The organism is Deinococcus sp. LM3 (genome assembly GCF_002017875.1).
In the GTDB taxonomy this organism is placed as follows: Bacteria; Deinococcota; Deinococci; order Deinococcales; family Deinococcaceae; genus Deinococcus.
In genome coordinates, this window is sequence record NZ_MUFV01000004.1 from 22271 (window position 1) to 45060 (window position 22790).

Annotated in this window: 17 protein-coding genes and 3 pseudogenes; 7 read left to right on the plus strand and 13 right to left on the minus strand. The window is 61.4% G+C overall.

Features of this window, described 5'->3' with window-relative positions; translation table 11 throughout:
* Positions 1 to 238: 238 nt before the first annotated feature.
* The 3 genes and pseudogenes from BXU09_RS17390 to BXU09_RS17400 form a co-directional block, all read left to right on the plus strand.
* A pseudogene (locus tag BXU09_RS17390) lies at positions 239 to 884 on the plus strand (IS4 family transposase); the annotation flags it as partial.
* Positions 885 to 1103: 219 nt separating this feature from the next.
* Positions 1104 to 2264, plus strand: coding sequence for an IS21 family transposase (istA, locus tag BXU09_RS17395; protein ID WP_168174664.1), 1161 nt, complete (start codon positions 1104 to 1106; stop codon positions 2262 to 2264).
* 60 nt (positions 2265 to 2324) lie between these two features.
* Positions 2325 to 3734, plus strand: a complete 1410-nt coding sequence (locus tag BXU09_RS17400) for an IS66 family transposase (RefSeq protein WP_240501480.1) — start codon at positions 2325 to 2327, stop codon at positions 3732 to 3734.
* 31 nt (positions 3735 to 3765) lie between these two features.
* On the opposite strand, the gene BXU09_RS21040 is transcribed toward BXU09_RS17400, so the two are convergent.
* Positions 3766 to 3903, minus strand: coding sequence for a hypothetical protein (locus BXU09_RS21040; RefSeq protein ID WP_168174665.1), 138 nt, complete (start codon positions 3901 to 3903; stop codon positions 3766 to 3768).
* Between BXU09_RS21040 and BXU09_RS21685 the strand changes: the two are divergent.
* Positions 3898 to 4053: pseudogene (locus BXU09_RS21685) on the plus strand (IS21 family transposase); the annotation flags it as partial. The gene BXU09_RS21040 and the pseudogene BXU09_RS21685 sit on opposite strands and share 6 nt — an antisense overlap.
* Before the next feature lie 78 nt (positions 4054 to 4131).
* Here the strand turns inward: BXU09_RS21685 and BXU09_RS17405 are convergent.
* A complete protein-coding gene (locus BXU09_RS17405; RefSeq protein ID WP_078305606.1) occupies positions 4132 to 5178 on the minus strand; it encodes a transposase in 1047 nt (348 codons plus the stop codon).
* A 180-nt stretch (positions 5179 to 5358) separates the two neighbouring features.
* Here BXU09_RS17405 and istB point away from each other — a divergent pair, with 180 nt between their 5' ends.
* Together istB and BXU09_RS21690 are read left to right on the plus strand one after the other, a co-directional pair.
* Positions 5359 to 6117 (plus strand): IS21-like element helper ATPase IstB, encoded by a 759-nt coding sequence (istB, locus tag BXU09_RS17410; protein ID WP_078305607.1) that lies wholly within the window; start codon positions 5359 to 5361, stop codon positions 6115 to 6117.
* Between the two features lie 100 nt (positions 6118 to 6217).
* A pseudogene (locus BXU09_RS21690) lies at positions 6218 to 6553 on the plus strand (IS4 family transposase); the annotation flags it as partial.
* Between the two features lie 43 nt (positions 6554 to 6596).
* Here BXU09_RS21690 and BXU09_RS20460 read toward each other — a convergent pair.
* From BXU09_RS20460 to BXU09_RS17430, 4 genes are all read right to left on the minus strand, one after another.
* On the minus strand, positions 6597 to 7325 hold the full coding sequence (locus BXU09_RS20460) for a hypothetical protein (RefSeq protein ID WP_144012332.1): 729 nt from the start codon (positions 7323 to 7325) through the stop codon (positions 6597 to 6599).
* Positions 7326 to 7515: 190 nt separating this feature from the next.
* Positions 7516 to 8100, minus strand: coding sequence for a hypothetical protein (locus BXU09_RS20465; protein WP_144012333.1), 585 nt, complete (start codon positions 8098 to 8100; stop codon positions 7516 to 7518).
* A gap of 239 nt (positions 8101 to 8339) precedes the next feature.
* Entirely contained in the window at positions 8340 to 10088 is a 1749-nt protein-coding gene (locus BXU09_RS20470; protein ID WP_144012334.1) for a hypothetical protein, read from the minus strand.
* 384 nt (positions 10089 to 10472) lie between these two features.
* Positions 10473 to 12116 (minus strand): M3 family metallopeptidase, encoded by a 1644-nt coding sequence (locus BXU09_RS17430; RefSeq protein ID WP_078305611.1) that lies wholly within the window; start codon positions 12114 to 12116, stop codon positions 10473 to 10475.
* Positions 12117 to 12635: 519 nt separating this feature from the next.
* Between BXU09_RS17430 and BXU09_RS20475 the strand changes: the two genes are divergently transcribed.
* The gene (locus BXU09_RS20475) at positions 12636 to 13415 is read left to right on the plus strand and encodes a hypothetical protein (RefSeq protein WP_144012335.1); all 780 of its coding nucleotides are present in this window, start codon (positions 12636 to 12638) and stop codon (positions 13413 to 13415) included.
* A gap of 105 nt (positions 13416 to 13520) precedes the next feature.
* Here BXU09_RS20475 and BXU09_RS17435 read toward each other — a convergent pair whose 3' ends face one another.
* The 7 genes from BXU09_RS17435 to BXU09_RS17475 form a co-directional block, all read right to left on the minus strand.
* On the minus strand, positions 13521 to 14747 hold the full coding sequence (locus BXU09_RS17435) for a type II secretion system F family protein (RefSeq protein WP_078305612.1): 1227 nt from the start codon (positions 14745 to 14747) through the stop codon (positions 13521 to 13523).
* A 115-nt stretch (positions 14748 to 14862) separates the two neighbouring features.
* Positions 14863 to 15960 carry a hypothetical protein gene (locus BXU09_RS20480; RefSeq protein ID WP_144012336.1) on the minus strand — a complete coding sequence of 366 codons (1098 nt, stop codon included), beginning with the start codon at positions 15958 to 15960 and terminating at the stop codon, positions 14863 to 14865.
* Positions 15961 to 16005: 45 nt separating this feature from the next.
* Positions 16006 to 18267, minus strand: coding sequence for a secretin N-terminal domain-containing protein (locus BXU09_RS17455; RefSeq protein WP_078305616.1), 2262 nt, complete (start codon positions 18265 to 18267; stop codon positions 16006 to 16008).
* On the minus strand, positions 18264 to 18719 hold the full coding sequence (locus BXU09_RS17460) for a hypothetical protein (protein WP_078305617.1): 456 nt from the start codon (positions 18717 to 18719) through the stop codon (positions 18264 to 18266). Before BXU09_RS17460 ends, BXU09_RS17455 begins: the two co-directional genes overlap by 4 nt.
* A gap of 1070 nt (positions 18720 to 19789) precedes the next feature.
* Positions 19790 to 20362 (minus strand): type 4a pilus biogenesis protein PilO, encoded by a 573-nt coding sequence (gene pilO / locus BXU09_RS17465; RefSeq protein WP_078305618.1) that lies wholly within the window; start codon positions 20360 to 20362, stop codon positions 19790 to 19792.
* Positions 20359 to 21654: a hypothetical protein gene (locus tag BXU09_RS17470; protein WP_078305619.1), complete on the minus strand. Its 1296-nt coding sequence runs from the start codon at positions 21652 to 21654 to the stop codon at positions 20359 to 20361. Before BXU09_RS17470 ends, pilO begins: the two co-directional genes overlap by 4 nt.
* A complete protein-coding gene (locus BXU09_RS17475; protein ID WP_078305769.1) occupies positions 21651 to 22781 on the minus strand; it encodes a PilT/PilU family type 4a pilus ATPase in 1131 nt (376 codons plus the stop codon). Before BXU09_RS17475 ends, BXU09_RS17470 begins: the two co-directional genes overlap by 4 nt.
* Between the last annotated feature and the right edge of the window lie 9 nt (positions 22782 to 22790).

Genomic DNA, 22790 nt, shown 5'->3' on the forward strand with positions numbered 1-22790 from the left:
TGCCTCCCTCGTGTTTCTGGATGGCGACGCAAAAGAAGTGTGATCCTGATGGCGAGCGCCTCAGCACCTGACACTTCAGGTTGAATGGCGTCCTGGACGCAGTGCGGCATGACAAAGGGCGGTATCTGGGTCTGTGACAATCCGCGATACCGCCCGCCTGCATGCTGACACGCTGGCTGCCCACCTCAAAGCCCACCTGCCTCATCGCCGCCTTGATGCCCTGAGGCGTCTGGCCGAAGTGCTCCTGGCACTGCTTCAGGCGGAGTCCACCCGGCACCGCAAGATCGCGCTCCATTTGCCTCGGGACGCCAGTCTCGAATCCAAGACCCGCACCGTGGCCCGCGTCTTCCACGATGCTCAGCTCACCCCGCAGGACGTCTGTGACGTCCTGCTTCCCCTGCTCCCCGACGGCAAGCTCACGCTAGATCATGGACCGGACGACGTGGCACTACGGCCAGACCCCGCTGAACATCCTGGTCCTGGGGGCCATCCTCGGGGGCGCCGTCATCCCGCTGGTGTGGTCGATCCTTCCACACCAGGGGAACAGCAGCACCGGGGCCCGGATCCTCCTGGTCGCCCGTCTGCTCAAGGTCCTGCCCGCCAGACGCTGGGCCGTGCTCATCGCGGACCGGGAGTTCGTGGGGCAGGAGTGGTGCACGTCCCTGCGCTGGAAGCGCATCCGGCAGTGTCTGCGCATTCGGGAGAACACCCGTGTCGAGGATGAGCTCGCTCGGGACCTGTTCACCACACTGCAACCGGGTGAAGTCCGCACGCTGTTCGAGCGCACCTGGGTGTATGGCGGGTGGATGCACGTGGTCATCACCCTGTCCCCCGCGGGGGACAGGGTGATCGTCGCCTCTGATTTACCCGTCCTGGACGTATTGAGCATGTATCGTCTCCGCTTGCGTACGCTGGTGAAATCCGGCGGGCGGCGCTGGAGTTATCCGGCACGTCCCGCTGGATGAAATCGGCACCCTGCGCTGGGCGAATCCGGCACCCTCTGCTGGATGTCGGCACCCGACACGTAGACGAGACTCCCTTGGTCATCCTTCAGGATGACCAGAAAGCGAGCGTCTATGCGAAAAATCAGAGAAGTCTTGCGCTTGAAGTTGGACCTCAAACTGAGCGACCACCAGGTCGGGCAGAGTGTCGGTCTGGCGCGCAGCACGGTTCAGGACTACGTCATCCGAGCGAAACAGGCCGGGCTGACCTGGCCACTTCCCCCTGACCTGGATGACCACCAGCTTGAACAGCAACTGTTCAAGCAACAGGATCAGGCGGCGCAGCGTGCCGTGCACATTCCCGATTGGGCTGCACTGGACCGAGAACTCCGGCGCAAAGGCGTTACACGCCAACTCCTGTGGGAAGAATATCGGCGCCAGCATCCCGATGGCTGGCAGTACGCGACGTTCAACGAACACTACCGTCACTGGAAAGCCGCGAGCGGTTTGACCATGCGTCAAACCCACCGAGCAGGGGAAAAACTCTTCGTCGACTACGCCGGACTGATCGTGCCCATCACGGATCCAAAAACCGGAAAAGTAAGTGCAGGACAGGTGTTTGTGGCGACCCTGGGAGCCAGTAACTATACCTACGCGGAAGTCACACGCACGCAGAGCGTTCCGGACTGGATTGCCTCGCATGTCCGTGCCCTGGCGTTTTTCGGCGGTGTCCCGGACATCATCGTTCCTGACAACCTCAAGGCTGGCGTGCACCACGCCAGCCGCTACGAACCTGAGCTGAACCGCACCTATCAGGAGTTTGCCCAGCACTACGATGTCGCGATCATTCCGACCCGGGTTCGTAAGCCCAAAGACAAGGCCCTGGTCGAAGTGCATGTGCAAATCGTGGAACGCCGGATTCTGGCGCCCCTTCGTGATCGGGTGTTGTTCAGCGTGTCGGAAGCGAATGCACTGATCTGGGCGCTGGTCGAGGCACTGAATCAGCAACCGTTTCAGAAACGACCCGGCAGTCGGCGCAGTGAGTTCGAAGCCCTGGATCGCCCCCTACTCCGCCCTTTACCCATCCAACCGTTCGAAATTGCGGAGTGGAAGCAGGCTGTGGTGGGGCTGGATTACCACGTCGTCGTCCTGGGGCACGCCTATAGCGTGCCCCACCTGCACGCCAGGACGCGGGTGGATGTTCGCCTGACTCCGCAGCTCATCGAAATCTACCGGGCAGGACAGCGGATCGCCGTGCACCACCGGGTGTCAGAGGAGCACGGCAGGACGATGCGGCACACGACATTGGCGGAACGTCTGTGATTAGCGCGCTTTCGAGTGCCCGGCCGGAAGCCGGGCACTTCTGCCGTTACCATGCTGTCCATGGGCACTGGGGCGACTGAGAAGGATCTCTTCGAGATCATGCGTCGTCAGTCTGAGCAGATCGACCAACTGATCGCCGAGAACAAGGCCCTCAAAGCGGAAATCGCCCGCCTGAAGAAGCGCATCAAGGAACTCGAACGGCGGGAACGCAAGTACGCCGCCCCCTTCAGTCGGGAGAAGCGCACCGCCGATCCCAAATCACCAGGACGCCGTCCTGGTGAAGGTACCTTCGCCCACAAGGCCTCACCCACGCCACAGCAGATCACGGCCACCGTGGAGGTCGACACGCCCAACACCTGTCCTCGCTGTGGGTTCACGGGCCTGCTGATCTTCACCCGTCAGGACAAGGCCTGGGTCACGGAACTCGTCCCCCAGAACGCCATGCAGGTCACCGAGTACCACGTGCCCGTCATGGAGTGCCCGCAGTGTCACCACGCAGTGCGTGGTGACCATCCCGACCTGAAAGCCGATCAGGTCGGTGCGACTGCCCATCGACTCGGCCCCGTCCTGCACGCCACCCTGCAGACCCTGCATCACGAGCTAGGCCTGCCGGTCCGCCGAATCGGTCGGGTCATGGACCTCCTCGGCGGCCTCCAGATCACGCAGGGTGCGATCACGCAAGCCGCCCAGCGGCTTGCGGCCGACGGAAGCGCCCTGGCGGCCCACGTCGACGCACTGCAGACACAGATCCAGCAGGCGCCCTACGTGCATCACGACGACACCGGCTGGCGGATCGGCGCCCAGAACGCCTGGGTAGGCGCCTTCCGCAGCGCCGACACCGTGCTGTTCCGCGCGAACCTGCGTCACACGAACGTGGAAGTCCGGGAAGGTCTGGGGCAGAACTTCGCCGGCGTGCTGATCAGTGACCGTTTCTCCTCGTACGACAGCCGCTTCCTGCAGGACGTCCGGCAGCAGAAGTGCCTGGCGCACCTGATCCGCAACGCAGATGAGGTCGCCGCTGGTCTCCAGCGGCGACCCGGGCGGGGAGAGCTGTACGGGCAACGGGTCGCGCAGGTGTTCCGGGACGGCATCCGATTGCACCAGGACGTGACGACTGGGGTCTGTACGCGAGAGGAGTACGCGCAGCAGGGTGAGGAACTCACCCTGCGTCTGGACGCCCTGCTGAACCGGGCACCGCTGAAGTCGAAAGCGAACGAGCGACTCCGACTGGGCATCCTGAAGCAGAGCGTGCTCGAGCGGTTGTGGCGGTTCCTGAAGGACCCGGACATTCCACCGACGAACAACGCCGCGGAACGTGCCCTGCGGACAGTGGTGATGGCGAGGAAGGTCTCGCAGTGCAGCAAAAATGCGGTGGGTGCGCAGACGTACATGCGGATCAAGTCCACCGTGGAGACCGCGCGGTTGCGCGGTCAGGACCCTGTCGTGGTCCTGACCGGCTTGATGCGCTAACTGGGCGCTTGACCTTTCGACCGACCGCTAATCACAGACGGCGGAACATATGCCGACCCATCATCGGCAGCTCGCTGCTCTGAACGCGGATGCCTTGATCCAGCAAGCCCAAGCCATTGGTGAACAGACCGCCGCGCTGGTCTGCGCCATTTTCGATGGTGAACAGCATCCTGAACAGCAAAAACGCACGGTGTTGGGCATTCTCCGGTTGCACCGTGAATATGGCGCGCGGCTGGAAGCCGCGTGCCGCCGTGCCCTATTTTTGCAGGCCCACAGCCTGCAGAGCGTCCGTTCCATCCTGAAGCACCGCCTGGACGAGGCCGAACTGCCCGCGGCCTCTGAGGTGCTGCCCGTGGCGGTTCACAGCAAGAGTTTCCACTTCCCTGCTGATGTCGTGTCACGCGGCGTCAAGCAGGGGTCCGTCCTGCTCAAGGCCGGTCAGGACGTACTGTTCGGCATTCTGAGCTGCCTGCCGTTGTGCGGCTCGCCACGTCATGCCCGGTCCTTCCCGACGCACCCGTAGCACTGCGTGAAAGGCTTCCACCACGCACCACACCCAGTTCTCCTGCGCCTGGATCGTCCGGCAATGACAGCGTCCCAGCCCCAGATTCTGCTTGAAGAACCGGTGGATCACCTCGATTCCCCAGCGGGCCTTCCAGGCCCGCAGCAGTGAGCGAACCGTGACGTCACCACCAAACGTGCTGAACAGGAAAAACCGTGTCCACTCCCCGTGCACCTTGCGCCACACGATCAGGACATCGAACCCACCGACCTCACGGGCAACCGGCAATCGACGGACGCGCCACCCGAACTCCGCGTACAGGTGACAGCGTTCCGGAGGGAACTGCCGGCTCAGCGCACCGAGGGTGAGGGACTCACCCTCGAACTGCACGGTCATATTGGCTTTGGCACGGATCAAGACCGGAATCTGATGCTCGCGACTGAAGGTCACGGCCGCGTCCCGCCCGAACTCTCCATCCAGCAGCAGACCCGCCATGGGGACGCCCGCCGCGAGGCAATCCTGAACGACGTGGATCATTTCCTGCGTGGCGGTGCGGTACGGGTAACAGGTCGTCTCAAGGGGCTGGGAAACCTTGAAGCGCTCGAGCAACGGAACTGGATCTTCACCGAACCTGACCAGGGCCGCGGAGGTGAACTGATGGCCCAGACGGGTCTGAGCCTGACCGCTGTAGTGGTAGTTCACGCCTTCCATCGTCCGTCCGGCGTGGGGCACCATGACGAAATCGATGGCCAGGAACGCGCCGGAAGGCGCGTTCCTGGCTCGACGCTGGAGGTCTTCTGTCGATGCGAAGGAGTCCCGTGCCATCTCTTTGGAGATGGCACTTTTCCGCAGGGTGCTGTAGGGGACGAGGCCACTGAGGCTGGTGACCCGGTTCAGCTGGGCGGTGATGATGCTGTGCGGTAGGCTAGGGATGCGAGGCATAGTCACTTCGCATCAAGGCCCATGAGACCGGGGAATTTCAAGCCCCTGCCTCTTGGGCCTTCGTTCTGGTCGCTGTTCTCTCTCGCGTGGAAACTCTTGTTCACAGCAATCTCCGTGGCCCGCAGTACTTCGCCGATCTCGACGAACCCGACACGGACCGCGTGTTGAATTGAGGTTTTGATGCTCCTGCACCCTGTGATTCAACAACTCCGCACGCTCAAACTCGATGGCATGGCCCTGGCGCTTCAGGAACAGCAGGAACAGGCCAGCATCCGCGAACTGAGCTTCGAAGAACGCTTGACCCTCCTGTTGGAACGCGAGCGCGTCATTCGGGATACCAAAGGCATGCCGCGCCGCCTGTCGGCGGCGCGGCTGAAACAGAACGTCAGCATGGAGGAGGTGGATGTCAAACATCCACGTGGGCTCGACGCCAAACTGTTCAGGTCACTTCACAGCGGGCAATGGATCGCCGAAAAGAGAGGTGTCATCATCACCGGCCCGACGGGGGTCGGCAAGACGTTCATTGGGTGTGCCCTGGCACACCAGGCCTGCCGCCAGGGGTTTACCGCGCTGTACGCACAAACAGGACGACTGCTTGGGGACATGACGCTGGCCAAAGGCGACGGGCGGTACCTGAAGTTGCTCGCTCACCTGGCCAAGGTGCAGGTGCTGATTCTGGACGACTGGGGGCTGGATGTGCCGACGCCAGAAGGCAGAAGAATTCTCCTGGAGATTCTGGATGACCGCTATGAGCGGTCATCCACCATCATCACCAGTCAATTTCCGACGTCGGCCTGGCACGCCAATCTGGGTGATCCGACACTGGCGGACGCGATCTTGGATCGCGTCCTGCATCACGCCTACCGGATTGAATTGAAGGGAGAAAGTCTGCGGAAGAGGTCGCGTCACTTGACCCCATCAGCCGTCAGCCTTTCATAATGGACACAGCTCGTCTGCCGTGGGGGAGAGTGCCGGATAACCTCAGCATGAGGTGCCGGATAACTCCAGCGGCGACTGCCGGATTAGCCAGCATACGCACCGCTGGGGCATCGAGTCCGCGTTCTCGTCGTTGAAGGGCCGCGGGCTGAACCTGGAGGCGACCCACATGACGGCCCCTGAGCGGATCTCGCGGCTGTTCGGACTGCTGTGTGTCGCACTGGCGTGGATGGCCCGGGTGGGTGCGCAGACGGGGCAGGAGAGCCCACCGCGGCAGGACAATCGGGGACGGGCGGTGGTCAGCCAGGTGCGAATGGGGTGGCAGGTGCTGAGTCAGGCGGTGCGGTGGGGCGGGGAGGCCTTCTGGGGCTGCTTTGAGCTGCTCAAAACGTCTTTTCCGCCCACCCACACGTCAAATTCCCGAAGTGTCAGGTGCTGAGGACGGCCCTACATGCGATTGCTGAGACAGGGTCCCCAGCAGCTCAGACGGAAAGTGCTTCGCGGACATGACTCAAGGCGTAGTTCGCCCAGTGCTTACGGTGAACTTCGTTCGCGGTCTCCAGGTCATGCGTATGCTGGCGCAGTGCCTGAAGCATGACTCTGCACGGGACATTGGTGTCTGTCTGATCTGCAGTGAGCAACGCCGAGTTGAATGCGATGAGAGCCTCTCGATCCGCCTCAGTGCCTAAATGACGGGCTGCATTGAAGGTTGAATGCCCCGGGAAGACCGCCCAACTGACTTCCGACTCGTCTTTACGCCAGTAGGCGGCTAGGTATCCGCCCTCGTCGCGGATCAATACTTCACCGCTTCCCACACGGATTCTGAGGGCCTGCGAGCGGATGTTCAGGAAACCGGTTGGCGTATCCATGACCCGAAAGGTCGCTAGATGCGGCAGTAGCGCTTGGCGCAACTGTTCCTCGAGGTATGGCACGAGATGTGGAACGAGAAAAACACCATCGAGCTCTACGCGACCACATGGATGCACTGTGAGGTCTGGCGTAGCGTGATGATCGGAGAGTTCCGGCAGTACTGCTACGAATCCGCACGCAAGGGCGTGCGCGTCAGGGAGAAGGTAGACCAGACCAACAGGCGTCAGGATGCGTGTGACAGGCAGGCTGGAGTGCGGTCGATCCGGCGCGTTGTACAGAGTGTGGTTGGCGTTAGAAAGATGCGGACCAGAGAAGAGGACGATGTGTGAAGTACTGGTCATGGTCTGAACCTCAGATCGAGAGGGCGTTTCGTACGTGCTGCACTGTAAATTCCGTCCAGTGCCGGTGGTGATCGCGTGTTGCGATCTGAATGTCGGCCTGGTGAATGTGCAGTGCAGCTAATCCGATAGCGATGGGTGTCAGATGATCCTGCTGCTGATAAGCCGCGGTGAGCTCCTGATCGAAGTCACGTCATGCCGTCTGGTTCTGCCGTGTACACGTGATCACAGGTCGTAAGTTCAACGTGGATGTGTTGTCCTGAAACGTAGCCCAGCGATAGTTCTGCCGGCCCGACTCCCAGGAGACTGTCAGGTAGTTATCTGCATCGCGGACACACGCTTCGCCCGTGCCGACGGCCATGCGAACAGCCTGATCACTTACGCTGAGCAGGCCTTCTGGCAGGGGGAGGGCACGTAACTGCTCTAGGTGGAGGGACACCACATGCTGAATCTCCAGCTCAAGGAAAGGCTGGAGCGCGTGATGCAGGTACACCCCATCAAACTGAATTTGCCCGCAGGCTTGGACGGTGACAGCGGGGGTGGCGTGGTGCGGGGAGAGCCGTGGATGAATGGCTAGGAATCCCGTCGCAAGCGAATCTCGGCTGCGGATGAGATGCAGTGTACCGATGTCGGTGTACAGGCGGCATGTGAAGGCGAGGGCTGCGGCCTTTACGCCTGCGGCTACAGGCATGCGGGGTGAACCCGGGACGGTCAACAACCCCGTGCAGGGTCCAAACTCTTGGCGATACAGAGGAGTGATCTGGTGTGCGGGCGTCATACGTCCATCCAAAGGACCGCTGTGACCCGTATGGCGCCACGCGTGAGCATGTGGCATGCCGTTGCCGTGACGGACCGATGGATCACGACCGGCGCCCCCAAGATCCCCGTGCGATGTTGCATGTCCGGATACTAATGGGGAGATGAAGTAATCGGCTGACAGGCAGCCGAATACTTCATGTGAAAATGATGAGTTGGGGAATTGTGTGTTGTAAGTCAGATCATGACTAGCTGCATTGCTTACTGAGCTTCGAGCATCTTTCTCGTCAGTCCTTTGGGCGTCAGATTGCCCTCCAGTAAGTCGCGGGTCGCCCGCTCCACCGCTTCTAGCGTTCCCATCATGGGATAGATCGCGGTCGTCGTCGGCCGAATCCCATAAGTCGCCAAGATAGAACGTGCCCGGAAGTGGTAGACGTCGTTCCGGTGTGAGAGCAGTCCGTATGCAATTCGAACTGCGGAGACAGGTTGACGCCAGAGGGTGACCTCGCCAACTTGCTGCAGAAGGTCTTTCTTCTTTCGGCGACTTCCTCCCAGGTCGCTCTGAATGAATGAAAAGTCCCTGCGGAGGTCGAAGTCCAGCGCTCGGAGCACCAGGTCACAGGCATAGACCGGTGGCAGCGTCACGTCATCAAAGACAAGATTCTGCTGTCCGACTTTCATGACATTCCGAACGGCAAACGCACACGCGGTAATAGGGTCAGGCATCAATGCGAGATAGGCCGCTGCTGTGGGATGCCAGCGCTGCAGCAGTTTCGCTAGTCCAGGCGCGCTGGCATAGCGAATTTTCTCAGCCTCAGCAAAGACCTTACGCAATTTGGATTCAAATTTCGCGACGGAGAAATCTTCTGGCGCGGCCCAACTCAACGCGAGCTCGAGCCCGGCGCCGAGAGAGAGCACACGCACATCGAACATCTCATCAGGTAGGGCATCCAGGCGTTCCAGCACGCCAGCCGCTGATGAAAACTCACCGCGTCCTAGGTACGCAGTTGCGCGTACCCATTTGGCGAACACATGTTGCCATTGATAAATTCGTAGGCCATCGTCGTCTGATTGCTCACAGATGTGGAGAGCTGTCGCAAAGTGGGCCGCTCGCTCCTCTGCCTCTTTTCCCTCGCGAGGTGTTGCGGTGGCCATCATCAGGGCCCGCATTGCTTCAGTGATCCAACCGAACGGCTCTTCACCCAGTGCAGTGGGTGGCACTTCACCAGTGAGGCCACCGATGCCCCAAAGGGCGGCATTGCGCTGCATCATCGAGTGTGCTCGGACCTGGTAGGCGCCGTCCGTGCGCTCTGCCAAACTGGTTAAGATACTTTCAGCCTCAACATAATTTCCAAGGATATAGAGACTGTTTGCAAGGACCAGTTCTGTGTAGCGCCAGGAGTACCGGAAGCCTTTCTTCCGGTCGTCCTGTACGAGGGCGGCCGTGGTTTCTACATGTCCCGCGGTAGAATGACAGGATATCAAGATTGCCCGTGCCCGTGCTGTGGATACTGCGGCACTCATTTCCTCTGCAATAAATAATGCTTGCGATGCAAATCGAATCGCTTGATCAAAATCCTGCTCATTCAGGGCGAGCACGGAGAGAGGAATATAAATGCCGATCTGAGCTTCCATGACTAAATCGCTCATGGGTAATTTGCTTAGACGGTCCAGCGCAAAATCAAGAGCTCCTCGCATTTCCGCAACCCGGACATGCATTTGAGGCCCACCTTCTTGTAAAATTTTGATTGAGCGCCGATAAACAGCAAATCCCTTGGCTGTCTCATTGGCAACCGCATCATTCATGGATAGGCCATGTTTAATGAGCCGCTCCATTTGCGGGGTGGTGCGCCAATACGAGACAATGAGCGCCCGAATGTACGCCTCAGTTGTTCCGAGGGCTTCGAGCGCTTCAACTATTTTTTCGGGGGGGATTGAATCTTCCAGTTGTTCCAAGAACCAATCTTGAAAAATTTGAGATGATCCAAGGTCAATTCCGTGGACGTCCATTCAGTACCTCTTCCCGATGTTATTGATTGTGTTTTAATCGTGATCAGTAGTGAGCGAGCCGCAGCAGTTCCCACCACCTGTGGCTCCACTGGTCGTGAAGCTCTTTCCGTCTGCGGCATATGCAAAAGCCGCACCTAAAGCCATGCCAGCAACAAGTAAGTAAGCAGCAATCTTCTTAAACATAATGACTCCTATGTGTAGTTGACCGTCAACTTAAGTTAACGCAGAAGGCTAATTGGAATCGGTGGTGTAGGAAGCACAGCATTTCACATTGCTGTCATCCGAAGCGAGTGTATGACCGTCTGCTGCAATCGCAAATGCGGAACATACACCAAGTCCTAAAACCAGCAAATAGGCGGCGATTTTCTTAAACATAATAATCCCCTATGTCAACCATTCTGCGAGAACTGTTCGGGCCAAAGCTAGCTGTTCCTTCTGAAATGGGTACGCAATACCAGCCTCGGCGAAAATCCGTTTACTCCCTGTGGTCGCGCCTAACAGCATACTGGACTTCAGGCGTTCAAGAGCCGCATTTCGGTCCTGGTTGAACGCGTGCACGAATTGGAGCGCTGCGATCATCGCAATCGCAAAATCCACGTTGTAGAAAGCAAAACGGAAGGTATGGGGCTTCTGCCAACCTTTCTTCAGAATGTCCTCGAATCCGCTCCAATCCACGCCTGAGGTCTGGACCAACCGGAGGAACTCCGCATCGATCTCCTCGGCAGTCGGCTGTTGCTCCTGCTGATAGATCCAGAGCTCCAGTCGAGTTCTCTCCTCAACATCGCGGAAGCGTTCCATGATGCGCTCAGCCGTGGAACGTAGATACCAGGTCCGCTCATCTTCTGCGATATTGTGAAGCTCAAAGAACTCTAACAGGCCTATATAGGTGAATACGAATGCATAGAATTCCTGAACTTCCCAGAAATTCATAAAATCCCAGAAAACATGATCTGGATTGCTTGATATGGTGTGATTATGTATAGCGTGACCCAGTTCGTGCAAAAAACCCCGGAAGAGATTGACGCCGCCGGTAAAATTACAGACCAGTACTGAACGACCGGTGGCCATAAAATGAGCGCAGATATTGCCGTTTGGCTTCCCAGGTCTGGGCGCTAGATCGAACCCTTCATACTGTTGGATCTGGTGAACAACTTCCCCGAATCGGGTATCCAGGCTGTTCAGGACTTGGATTGCCGTAGGTACATATTGATCGAGAGGAAGATCGAATGATTTGGGCTCAACAAGTGCGACCTGCAGATCCCACGGTCGCAGTGTGGGGACGCCTAAGGCCTGCGCTCGGTGTGTATGGAGGGAAACATCGACAGGATGGAAGACCTCACTGATCGTCCGAAGCAGTTCCTCCGTGCCTGCAATGGTGTCATTGCGGTCTAACCAACTGTAACTGGCGTAGTTGGCTTGGCCTGCCTCCGCTGCCATTGCCCGGCGTACGCTGAGTATCTTCGCGAAGAGGTCGTCAAGTCCTGACGCAGAGGCCATTTCAACAGCCTTGACAGCGTTCCAGACGGCCTCACGTTCGTTGCGGTCTTGGCTTTCGCGCAGGATGCGCTCAGCGTCCGCCATCGTCAGCATCTTGCCCGCAAACATAACGTGGTGTTGGCTTACGACATCTTGGTATTGCTTCGTCAGTCGCCTGAATTCCTGCTCCAGTTCGGCCATGCGGGGTGAGGGTGCGGGCCCACTGGCGATCAATGCGGAGACGGCAGGGTTGACAGATTCTAGACCGATCTGGTTGGCCAGTTCGTTCAGGACGCCGTCGAGCTTCTCGAGTTCAGGTAACCAGTGTTGCGTGTAGCGCTTGTGTAGAGCGTCGGTGGCTTCGTCGCCCGGGCGCTGATATTGACCGACGATTTGCTCGATCCAGAGCGTTTGGACACGCATTTTGAGCTGGCTCCAGGTGGCGAACCAGGAGGGCAGGTTCGATTGATCAACGGACACCTCGATCAGCGCCCGGTAATCAGCCATGAGCGCTTGTGCCCTGGCATCCAGGTCTTCGAGCGGGGTGGACATGGCTTAAACTATAGCGTCGTATGCCGAATTTAAGCCGTCTTGACCACATGCTGGCGACCGTACCAGCCGTCATCTTGACGCTGGTTGCGTCTGCCCATGTTTGGCGTTGGCATCACGAGACTGTGAGTGCATGGCGAGGTGGAGGCTTCGGTATGTATTCGACGATGAGTGATCAGCGGGGTCGTCGTGTGTTCATTTTCGTCCGTGATCAGTATGGTGATTGGCAGCGCGCGGAGGCGCCGCAGGCTATGAGGCGGGCGAATGAGACAATTATGATTCGAGCTTCTCGACGTAATCTCATTAATTATGGGGAGCAGATAGCGTGTAATTCAGAGATTAGATTTAAATATCCAGAATTGAAAGCAGTTCGAGTGGATTTTAGAGAAATATCATTTGACGACAAAATGTACACAGTTACCAATTCATTAAAGGAGTCAGTTACAGTTGAGCCTTGTCGGTAAAAAATCTACCATAGAAAGTTTACTTAAGACTGTGGATACATGGCAGACAATCTGCCTCATGACCCTTTTCACTTTGTTGACATTCACCGGATTAAATAAACAAATTGAAATGATATACGGTTGTATATTTATATTCGCCGTGATATTTAGAAGTGTTCTCGATAGAGAATTATTCTGGTTTGTAGTTTTATTGCTTGTATTGATACCGTCGATTATTGACTGGTGGTCTCTTGGAGGCCATGCATTTCTTGTACTATATTGGATTATTGCTATTTTCCTATCGTTTTTTTCTAAGGATAGATTGAACTTTGTCGGTAAGGCGGGGCAATATCTGATTGGCTGTGTGTTCCTTTTTGCGGCTATTTGGAAATTAATGTCACCAGAATTTGCCGATGGCGATGCGATGAAATACTTTATGATCACAACCGTGCCTATGGGAATAACCACAAGCCCATTTACAGGTTTGGATAGACATAGCCTATCAATAAATATTAACAATATTAGTCAGCTATTGGCGCAAGATACGACTCAAACTGTAAACCTGGTTGGGAGATTCAGCGTTGACCGCCCGGCGGCAGTATTCACTGCAATTACTCAATTTATAGAAATCACAATTGCATTTGCTTTTATTGCTCCACTGTCTTATAAATGGTCGATTATTAGAGAAATACTTCTAATTTTATTTTTTTTAACAGCATATATAATTATGCCTGTTCCCGGATTCGCTGTGCTTTTCTCTTGCATTGGCTTCGCATTTTCCAAGTCGATATATTCAAAAGCCTTTTTTATATTCGCATTTTTCTTATGGCAAATCATCACCTTACCATTTTTGGGATAATTCTTAGCTCGACATCGTCATGCGATAAATGAATTCATTAAAGCAGCTTAGAGCCCCTTTTTCTAAGGGGCTCTAAGCTTGGTTCAGATTGTAGTTGAAAAGAGTTCAGGAGCCAGAGCCGATACTGTTCATCATGGTCGTCATCGGGAGGAACACGGACACAACGATGACCCCCACCACACCGCCCAGGAAAACGATCAGGATCGGTTCAATGGCGGTCGTCAGGCCTTCGACCTGGGTCGTCACCTCGTCGTTGTACATCTCCCCAAGGTAGTTCAGTGTTTCCTTGAGTTTGGACTTGTCCTCGGCTGCGCGGAATTGCAGCCAGTACTGCTCAGGGAATTGTTTGGGATGGCCGGCCATGACGGGGAACATGGGCAGTCCATCAATGGCCTGTGCGCGCATTTCCCGGAAGTGCTTCTGGTACACGTCGTTCGCGGCGAGCTGTGCGGTGATGGAGAGGGCGTCATCGAGGGGGATGCTGTTCTTCAGCATCACGGAGAGGCCGCGGCTGACGCGGGCGAGAATGAACGTCCTGGTCATCGGCCCGACCAACGGTAACCGCAGGATCCACTCGTCAATCCGGTAGTGACCATCTGGGGTGCTGCGGTACCACCGGAAGAGCAGCACGATCCCCACGATCACCCCCACGACACCCAGTGTGACCAGTGGGTTCGAAGCGAGCTCACTGATCGACTTCACGACCTTGGTCAGCGGAGGCAATTCCGCCTTCAGGCCGTCCAGGATGCCCATGAACGTGGGGACAACCTTGGCCATGATGAAGTACGTCACGATGAAGCACGCGGCCATGATGATGGCGGGGAGGGTCAGGCCTTTCTTGACCATGCCCGCGATCCGCAGCTGCCACTTGTACATCTCGCTGAGCTCTTTCAGGCTTGGGGCGATGCTGCCGCCTTCAGCCCCCATTTTGATGAAGGCGACGAACACCGGGTCGAATGCGTGGGCGTACTGCTTGCGAGCGACCACTTCGTCGAGGGGATGACCTTCGTCGACTTCCTTGCGGACACTCTCGATGGCCGCGCGAAGCTGCCGGTTGGTGGTGGTCCGGGCCGCCACGCCCAAGGCTTCGCTCTGCGCGACACTGCCCGACCCGAGGAGCTGCGCGAACTGCTGCGTGAACATGGCCCGGTCCTTCAGGCTGGGGGGGCGGTTCTCCCAGGGCATGGTGATGTCCTGGTTGCGGGTGATGCTGGTGACCTGCACGCCCATGCCGGTCACCATCCTCTGGGCTTCCTCCTCCGTCGCGGCGACGATCTTGCCCTTGCGTTCTGCGCCGCGGGCGTCGAAGCCCTTGTAATTCCAGGTCCTCATGCGGCCAGTGAGCTCGCAGCTGGGATGAGCCAAGCCATCCCGATCAGGGCGGCCCCGAGCAGCCAATCGACGCACACAGGGCGGGCGGTGGTGGCCAGCGCGGTCACAGGGCGTCTCATTCGGGCATCCATGCGTAGGCGATGGGGTAGACGCGGCCCTGCGTGTCCTTCGCCTGCCAGGTGATCGTGATGGGCGCGGCGGACCGCGTGAGGACGGAGATCGTGCCGACCAGCATCGCGCGGGGCATGAGGACGCCGTTCGTGCCACCGCTGCTGTCCCGCTGCGCGAGCTGCGCTTCGACGGGCTGGCCGTTCTGGTAGGCGCGCAGGGAGGCGGGGTCGATCTGCATGGCCTGGCTGCTGCTGGTGTTGCTGAGTGAGTAGGTGACGTTGGTGCCGCGCCCGCGGAAGTTCACGCGCAGGTACTCGGGGACGAGCGTCGTGGTGGGGGTGTACTGGGCCTGCTGTACCTGCGGTGCCACGCTGGGGACTGCCGTGGCGGGTGCAGAGGCCACTTGCGGAGCCGTCGTAGTTGGCGTGAAGGCGGTGGCAGCGGCCGGGAACGCACTGGGAGCGGTCGGGAACGCCGCCTGCTGGAACAGGTTGTTCGCCGAAGGGAAGGTGGTAGGTGCTGGTGCGGCGGGTTGCTGGAGGGGAGCTGCCGCAGTGGGGAAGTTCGCCAGCGTTGGCGCGGGGGTACTACTCACTGCTGCCGTGCTGGGTGCCGTCCAGTTCATGGCGGGTGCCGAGGCTACGGGCATGGCAGAGGCCAGGGTCGGCACTGCCGTGCCCGGGACACTGATGGCGGCGGCTGGGCTGGTGGGGAAGGTCTGGGCCTGGGGGGTAGCCTGCGGCATGACCGGGACGGAGGCGGCCTGGGGCGCTGCGGCGGGCGTGGTGGAGCGCCCGGACGAGATCGCCTGGGTGATGCGCATCCACTCTGCCTGGTACCGCACGGTCTCCTCCAGGGTGGCCACGCGGATGGTTTGCGGGCTCTGGATGTAGATGCTGATGCCGGTCCCCTCGTAATTCGGGATGAAATACGTGCCGTTGGCAATGGTCACAGTTCCGTACGGCAGGAGCTGCACGTTCAGGGGCATGACCATCGGCTGGGCGCCGGGCGCGGTCACCACGGCATTGACGGCCGTCTGTGCGGCGCTGAGGCTGGCGGAGCTGAGGAGGGCGGTCAGGACAACGGTGAGTAACTTCTTCATGGGATACCTCGCTGGGAGCAGTGTGCGTGCAGTAGGGGTGACGATTTAACGGCCGGGGATCTTGATCTGCGTGACGCCCGCGCCTGGGGTCACCGTGGGGACAGCCGGGCCGCGCGTGTCGGACCGGTCGGCGGCCTGCAGGCTGATCAGGAGCACGCTGGTGCCCTTCGTGACGCTGGTCTTGCCGAACAGGGCACCGAGTACGGGGATTTCACTGAGGATTGGCACGCCCTTCTTCGTGGCGCTGTCGTCGGTGGACAGGACGCCGCCCAGGAGGAGGGTCTCGCCGGGGGTGACGGTGGCGATCGTGGTGAGGGTCTGCTTCTCGACGAGGATGGAATTCTGGACGCCGGCGCGGGGCGTCTGCCCGAGGTCGAGCTGGATCTGGAGTTCCACGCGGCCGTCAGGGCTCAGGCGGGGCGTCAGGGTGACGTTCAGGCCGTAGTCGTAGGTTTCGCGGGTCTGCGTGGTGGTGCTCGTTCCGCCGCCCGTGCTGGTGTTCGTCACCGGGAGGAGCAGCTGGCCACCATTGCGGAACACACTGGGCCGACCGTCCTGCGCGACGAACGAGGTGTCGAGCAGGGTGTTTGCGCGGCCGCTGGTGCGGGCGGCCTGGAGTTTCGCCTCCACGGTGACGGGGCTCAGTCCAGCCGAGTACCCGGCAGTGAGTGCACCGTCCGTGTGCCCGATGCTGAAGCCGCCCACGCCGACCTTCCAGTCGAGACCGAGGTCTGAGCCGTTGCTGCCGCTGATCTGTTCGATGCGCAGTGCCATGCGGACATCGGGCAGTCGCGCGTCGAGATCCTCGATGGTGCGCTTCACGCGGGCCACAGCGTCCGGGTTGCCGGTGAGGACCACACTTCGCGTCCGGTCATCCGCGACCACCCGCACGCCCCCAATCAGGGTGGCGCCCGCGCTCTGTCCCGCGCTCTGACTGGTCGAAGGAGTACTGCCCTGGGTGGTAGATGACGCTGTGCTGCCAGTTCCCTGTGCTGCTGTGCCGGTCGTGGCCTTCTCGCCGCCCTCCGCCTTGGTGCCGTCCTGCGCGTACAGGGTCCCCAGCTGCTGCACGAGGGTGGCTGCCGTGGCGTACGCGAGCGGAACGCGCAGGGTGACGGCCTCCATCGTCGGGACCGGGGTGGGCGTGCCCAGACGCACCTGCTGCAGGTAGGCACTGACACGCACCTGCTCGATCGGCGTGGCCCGCACTTCCAGGCCGCCGCTGACCACGCGGACGGATGCGTTCGGGAAGATCTCCTTCAGGGTCGCGTCCGTCCCGCTGGACACGTCCGGGTACACCACGATGACGCGCATGGCTTCGCGCACTTCAGCGGCACTCAGGGCGGTCTGGAAGGCCGTCAGGTCGTCGGCGGGGCCGCGAAGGACGTACGTGCCCGCGTCCAGCGGTGTGGGCTTCAGGGTGCTGCTGACACTCGCGGCGATGCGGGTGACGAGGTCAGCACTGAGGGACGTCTGGATGGTGCGCTGCTGCTGCACGTCGGCCGGTGGCACGGCCAGGGGAACGGGCTCCTGATCGGTGGTCGTGGCCGTTCGGTCGGGGGCGTCCTTCTCCAGCTGCGCGAGGGTGATCTTCGCGGCGGTGAGCGCGGCGGCGCTGGGCGCCTGAAGGTACGCGCGGCCGTACGCGGCGAAGAGTTTCACGTCGTGCAGGGCTGCCAGGGTCGTGCGGGCCAGGTCGGGGTCCGTGCGGGTCATGGGCACGCTGTCGGTGATGGTGCCTGGAGCGGCGGGTGTGCTCACCTGAGTCGTGAGGAGGGCCTGCACCTGGGCGACCTGCTCCGCCGTGCCACTGACGATGCTCGCCTCGCCCACGGGGACGATGGTCGTCCCGGTGAGGGTGGCCAGGCGAGCCGCGTCATCGGCCGTCAGCAGCACGGGGACGGTCACGAGGATGGGCTTGGGCGCGGTCAGCAGGGCGTTGATGGCGCCTGGCGGGGCGATGACCAGCGTGTCGCCGATGAGTTGCGCGGCGATCTTGTCGCTGTACAGGCTGAGGAGGCGTTCGAGGGCAGCTTTGCCGGTCAGGCCCTTGATGGAGAGGGTGACGGGCACGCTTGGGATATCCCGGGAGAGGAGGGTGAGGCCAGTCGCTTTGGCGATGGCAGTCAGGACGGTGGAGAGTGGTGCGCCACTGGGGAGCGTGACGGTGACCGTCTTGGCGAGCTTCGGGTTGCTGGGGAGCGTGACCGCGAGTGCGGGCGTGGCGGTGACGGCCGCCGGGGTGGCGGCGTACGCGGTGAGGGATGCGCTGGACAGGGCCAGCATCAGGGTCAACATGCGGTTCATTCGGCCTCCTGGAGCAGCACGGTGCGCGTGCCACTTGCATCACGGAGTGTGAGTTGCGTAGGGGTGACCGTCACAACCTTCACGCTGGTCCCCGGGATGACCTGCCCCGCTGCGACCGTCTCATCCCGGCCACTGACGGTGAGCAGCGCGATGGTTTGGCCGCCCTCGGATTGCACCGAGCCGAGGTACGTCACGGATGCAGACGTGGGGGTGACGGGCGCAACAGGGGCCGCTGCGGTCTCACTGGGTGCAGGGGTCAGGACGGTGACGGCGACGGCGCTGCCCGTGCTCTGCGGGCGGGGCGCGGGCAGGACCGTGACGGGCTGGGCGGTAACAGGCAGTGGAGTGACAGGCTCAGGGGCGGGGGGCACGTACCGGGGTGGCGCGTACGTGATCGGTGCGACCTGCACCGGTTTCACCGACTGAACGGGCAGCGGCGTGGGTGCGCTCACGATCGGAACCGGAGCGACTGGAGCTGTGTCAATGGGAACGACCGTGGGGGTGGCGGTCTGGAAGGGTGCGGGCGCTGATTGCTGCACGGCACTCTGAACGGTGGCTCGTGCGGCGCCGGTGCTGCTGGGTGCGCCCGAACCGAACGAGCTGGAGAGCGCTGGATCTGGAGTGACGAGCGCCGAGGCGACTTCCTCACTGGGTGTTGCTTTCACGGGCGGCTGTTCAGCGGCCTCTTCACCACTGGCGGGCGTGATGCCGGTCCGGCTGGGGTCTGTGGCGGCAGACGGCACCGTGGCCGCCGGGACGCTGGTGCTGGTGGGTTCTGAGGTTGGGTGGCCTGAGAGTGCCGACGAGATTTCTGCGGCCGTAGGCGTTTTCCTGGAAGTTGTGGTGGTGCCTGGCGTTCCCACGCTTCCGCTCCCCTCCGGTGATGGGGTCAGGGCGCTGGCAGGTTCGGTCGGTGCGGTGGTGCCGAGCGTTCCTGTTGCGACGGGGGGGCGCGGGTCGTGATGGAGCGCGCGGGCGAGAAGGATCACGCCGAGAACTCCGAGTGCGGCCGTCATGATCAAGAGGCGGGGTGCGGGCTTATTGCGGCCCTTCGACGCGGCGTTGGGTGTCGCTCCTGAACCCCCATAGGCGGCCTGAGGAGGAACCTTTGAAACCTTTGAGGCCTTTGGGGGCCGACTGGGGCGGGTGAATTTCTTCAGGCCGCGCTGCTTGGGCGCGCCCTGTTGAGGGCTGCTGATCGCGGGCTCAGATGCTGGGGTCGATTCAGGGCTAGGTAGCTGAAACTCGGGCTCCGGGTGTTCTGGTTCCTGATCCACAGATGGGACGGATTCTCTGGGTGCTGGGGGCAGCGACACGTCTGGTTTGGGTGCGGGGCGTGGGCGTGGTGCTGCTTTCGCGGCTGCAGGAGCAGGGACAGGTGCAGGTGCAGCAGGGGTGACCGAGGGCGTGGGTGCAGGGGCGGCCACGGGCTGCGGGGCCGCAGGTGCGGATTCACGGACCGGTGCAGGAGCAGGCCGGGCCGGGACCGGGCGAGGGATGGGGTGTTGCTGGTCTTCTTGCGTCATGGTGTCCCTCCGGTCGGGATGGCAGTGGGTGTTGTCGAGGGGGGCGCTTTCACTGGTGTGCTGTCGCGGGTGTAGGTGGTGAGTTTCAGGGAGCCGGTCACCTGACCGTCGTCTCCGGCCGACAGGCTGATCCCGCGGGCGGTGAAGGCGCGGGGGAGCGCGGCGATGGTCTGCACGTAGGCCTGCGTGCGGGCGTACGTGCCGCTGATATCCAGGTCCAGATCCACGGCGGTGACGCCTGCGACATCACTGACGCGCACGGTGCGGGAGAGCTTGCCTGTGGTGATCCCGAGGCGCTGGGCGGCCAGTTGGAGGGTGTCCAGTACGCGAGGGAGTTCCTCGCTGTCAGGGAGGCTCTGCTGGAGTTCAGCGTCCGCGCGGCGCAGCTCGGCTTCTCTCTGCTGCTCGGCTGGGAGTGCGGCTGCGTCGGCACTGAGGCGGTCGATCTCGCTGCGTAGGCGGGTCTGCTCGGCCCGGGCGGTCTGCACCATCGGCCAGGTGACCTTCACGACCCCGAGTACGCCCAGGAGGCTGACGGCGACGGCTGGGAGGAGGGCTTTCTGGTTCATGGGGTGCCTCCGGCGGTCGCGGCGCCCGACACGGCACCGGGTGATGTCGTTGCATTCGGCGTCGGTGAGGCCTGCGGTGTGGGTGTGGCCGCCTGTGAAATGGGTGCGGTCCGGAAGGTGACATCGCAGGACTGGGCCTTGCAGGCGATGTTGCGCACGTCCACGCTGAGGCCGCCCACCTGGTAGGCGCGGACGAGGTCCTGCGGGCTGCGGGTGACCGCGCTCAGGTCGTACGTGCGGTCCACGGCGGTGCCGAAGGCGCGGGTGTCCGTTTCCGTGGGTGAGTTCGGTCCCGCGAGGCGGACGAGGGCCCCCTGGATGGAACCGGCTCGTGCCGCGATGAGGGGGAGATCGGCGGCGAGCGGACCCTTGTTGCTCATGAGGGTCTGCGCCTGCGTGACTTTCGCGGCAAGTTGCTCGTTCCGGGCGCGGAGGCGTTGGGTCTCCAGGGCCTGCTGTTCGAGCGTGGCGCGCTGTCCTTCCAGGACGGCGTTCTGTCCTTTCGTGGCCGTCGCGAGCGCGAACAGACCGCCGTTGATGATCGCGGTGGCGGCCAGCGCGACGTACAGACTTGGGTGGATGGTGGTGGCGGCATCCAGGCGGCGTGAGAATGCGGCGACGACCCCGCCGGCCGTCGCGGGCTGCTTGGGCGCAGGGACCTTGGCGCCCCGGAGGGCCACATCGAGTGGCAGCCACGTCGCCGTGATGGGGGCAGGGAGTGTCAGGCCAGCGGCGGGTTCCCCGATCACGATGAGGTGCGGCGTATCACCGTTGGCGATCGGGCGATTGAGTGCCGTGTGTGCGACCTTCTCCAGGTCCTGGCGGTCGTTGCGGGCCTGGGAGCGGGTGACGAGGTGTGCAGGGGACGCGACGGTGACCTCGAACGTGTCGTCGAGGGGGTGGATGATCACGGCGCTGTCGGGGAGGCCCGCGGCTCGCAGGGCGGCGCTGGCGAAGGGGATGACCTCGGTGATGCGGAGGCCGGTGCCGCGGGCGGCCGCGTTGACCTGGGCGACCAGGGCTCGGTCGTGCAGGGTAAATAACGTGTCTGAACCCGGAGTGGTGGAGACGAAACTCTGGAATTTCGTGTCCAGAAACGGCAGGAGGTTGTCCTTCGGAACGGCAGGCGGAGCCTTCTCCTGCTGGAGCTGCCCGTGCAGGACCAGGAGGGTAGGGCCCTTCGCTTTGATGCTGCTGGCCATGGCGCGCAGGTTCTTGATCGATCCTGGCTCGGCGGTTTTCGTAGGGCTCAGGAGGAGGGCCTGGGTGCCGTCGAAGTAGAGGACGTTCATTCGGCACTCCATTTCTCGGGCTGGATGGCGTACTCCTGGGCGACCTCTTCGCTGATGATCCCGGCTGCCACGGCCCGCTTGAGTTCGTTATCCATGCTGCGGTTCCCGTACGGGTTGCGGGCTTTGAGGGTGTCTCGGAGGGACTGCAGGTATCCGTTGTCCGTTTCGCCGTTGGGGCGGATGATGCTGCGCTGGTTGCTGGTCAGCACCATGGCCTCGTGGATGACCTGCCGCTTCCCGGCGATGGTGGGGACGAGCTGCTGCGCGAAGATGCCGACGAGAATTTCGGAGAGGGCGTGCCGGGCGCGGTTCTGCTCCTCGGCCGGGAACTCGTTGATGATGCGTTCGACGGTGGCGGCGCTCTCGTTGTTGTGCAGGGTGGAGAGTACGAGGTGCCCGGTGGCCGCGGCGCGGAAGGCGGCGTTGATGGTTTCCGCATCCCGCATCTCGCCGACGAGGATGATGTCGGGTTTCTGCCGGAGCGCGGCGCGCAGGGCGCCACTGAAGGAGCTGGTGTCCACGCCGACTTCCCGCTGGAGGATCTGGCTGCGTTTGCTGCGGAACACGAACTCGATGGGGTCCTCGATCGTGATGATGTTGTGGCACTGGGTGCGGTTCACGTGATCGACGAAGCTGGCGAGCGTGGTGCTCTTCCCGCTCCCGGTCGGCCCGGTCACAAGGATGAGGCCGCGCTTCTGGCGCATCACCCACTTGAAGCCTTCAGTGAGGTGACCGACGCCGTGCGGCGTTTCGCCCATCTCGTCGTCCAGGAGGCGCAGTTCGTTGAAGCTGGGAATCTCGCGGGGGAGGGGCCGCAGGACGAGGTAGGGCCGCCCGTGCTCCTTGCCACCACTCACGCGGAAGTTACTGAGGCTGGTGGACGTGCGGTAGTCGGCGTCCCAGGGTTGACTGTCCGGGATGTCCCGGTAGCGGGTGTCCCGGCAGAGTTTCTGGTGAAGGTTCGTGACATCGTTGCCGGTCAAGAGGGCGTACTGCGTCTGCGGGGTCCAGACGCCGTGCAGGGCGATCAGGGGGGGCTGGCCGGTTTTGAGCTGGATGTCAGAGGCGCCCGCGCGGGTGAGGTCGTCGAGGACGGTGCTGATGTTTTCGGGGGTGACTGGGATCATGGTGGCCTC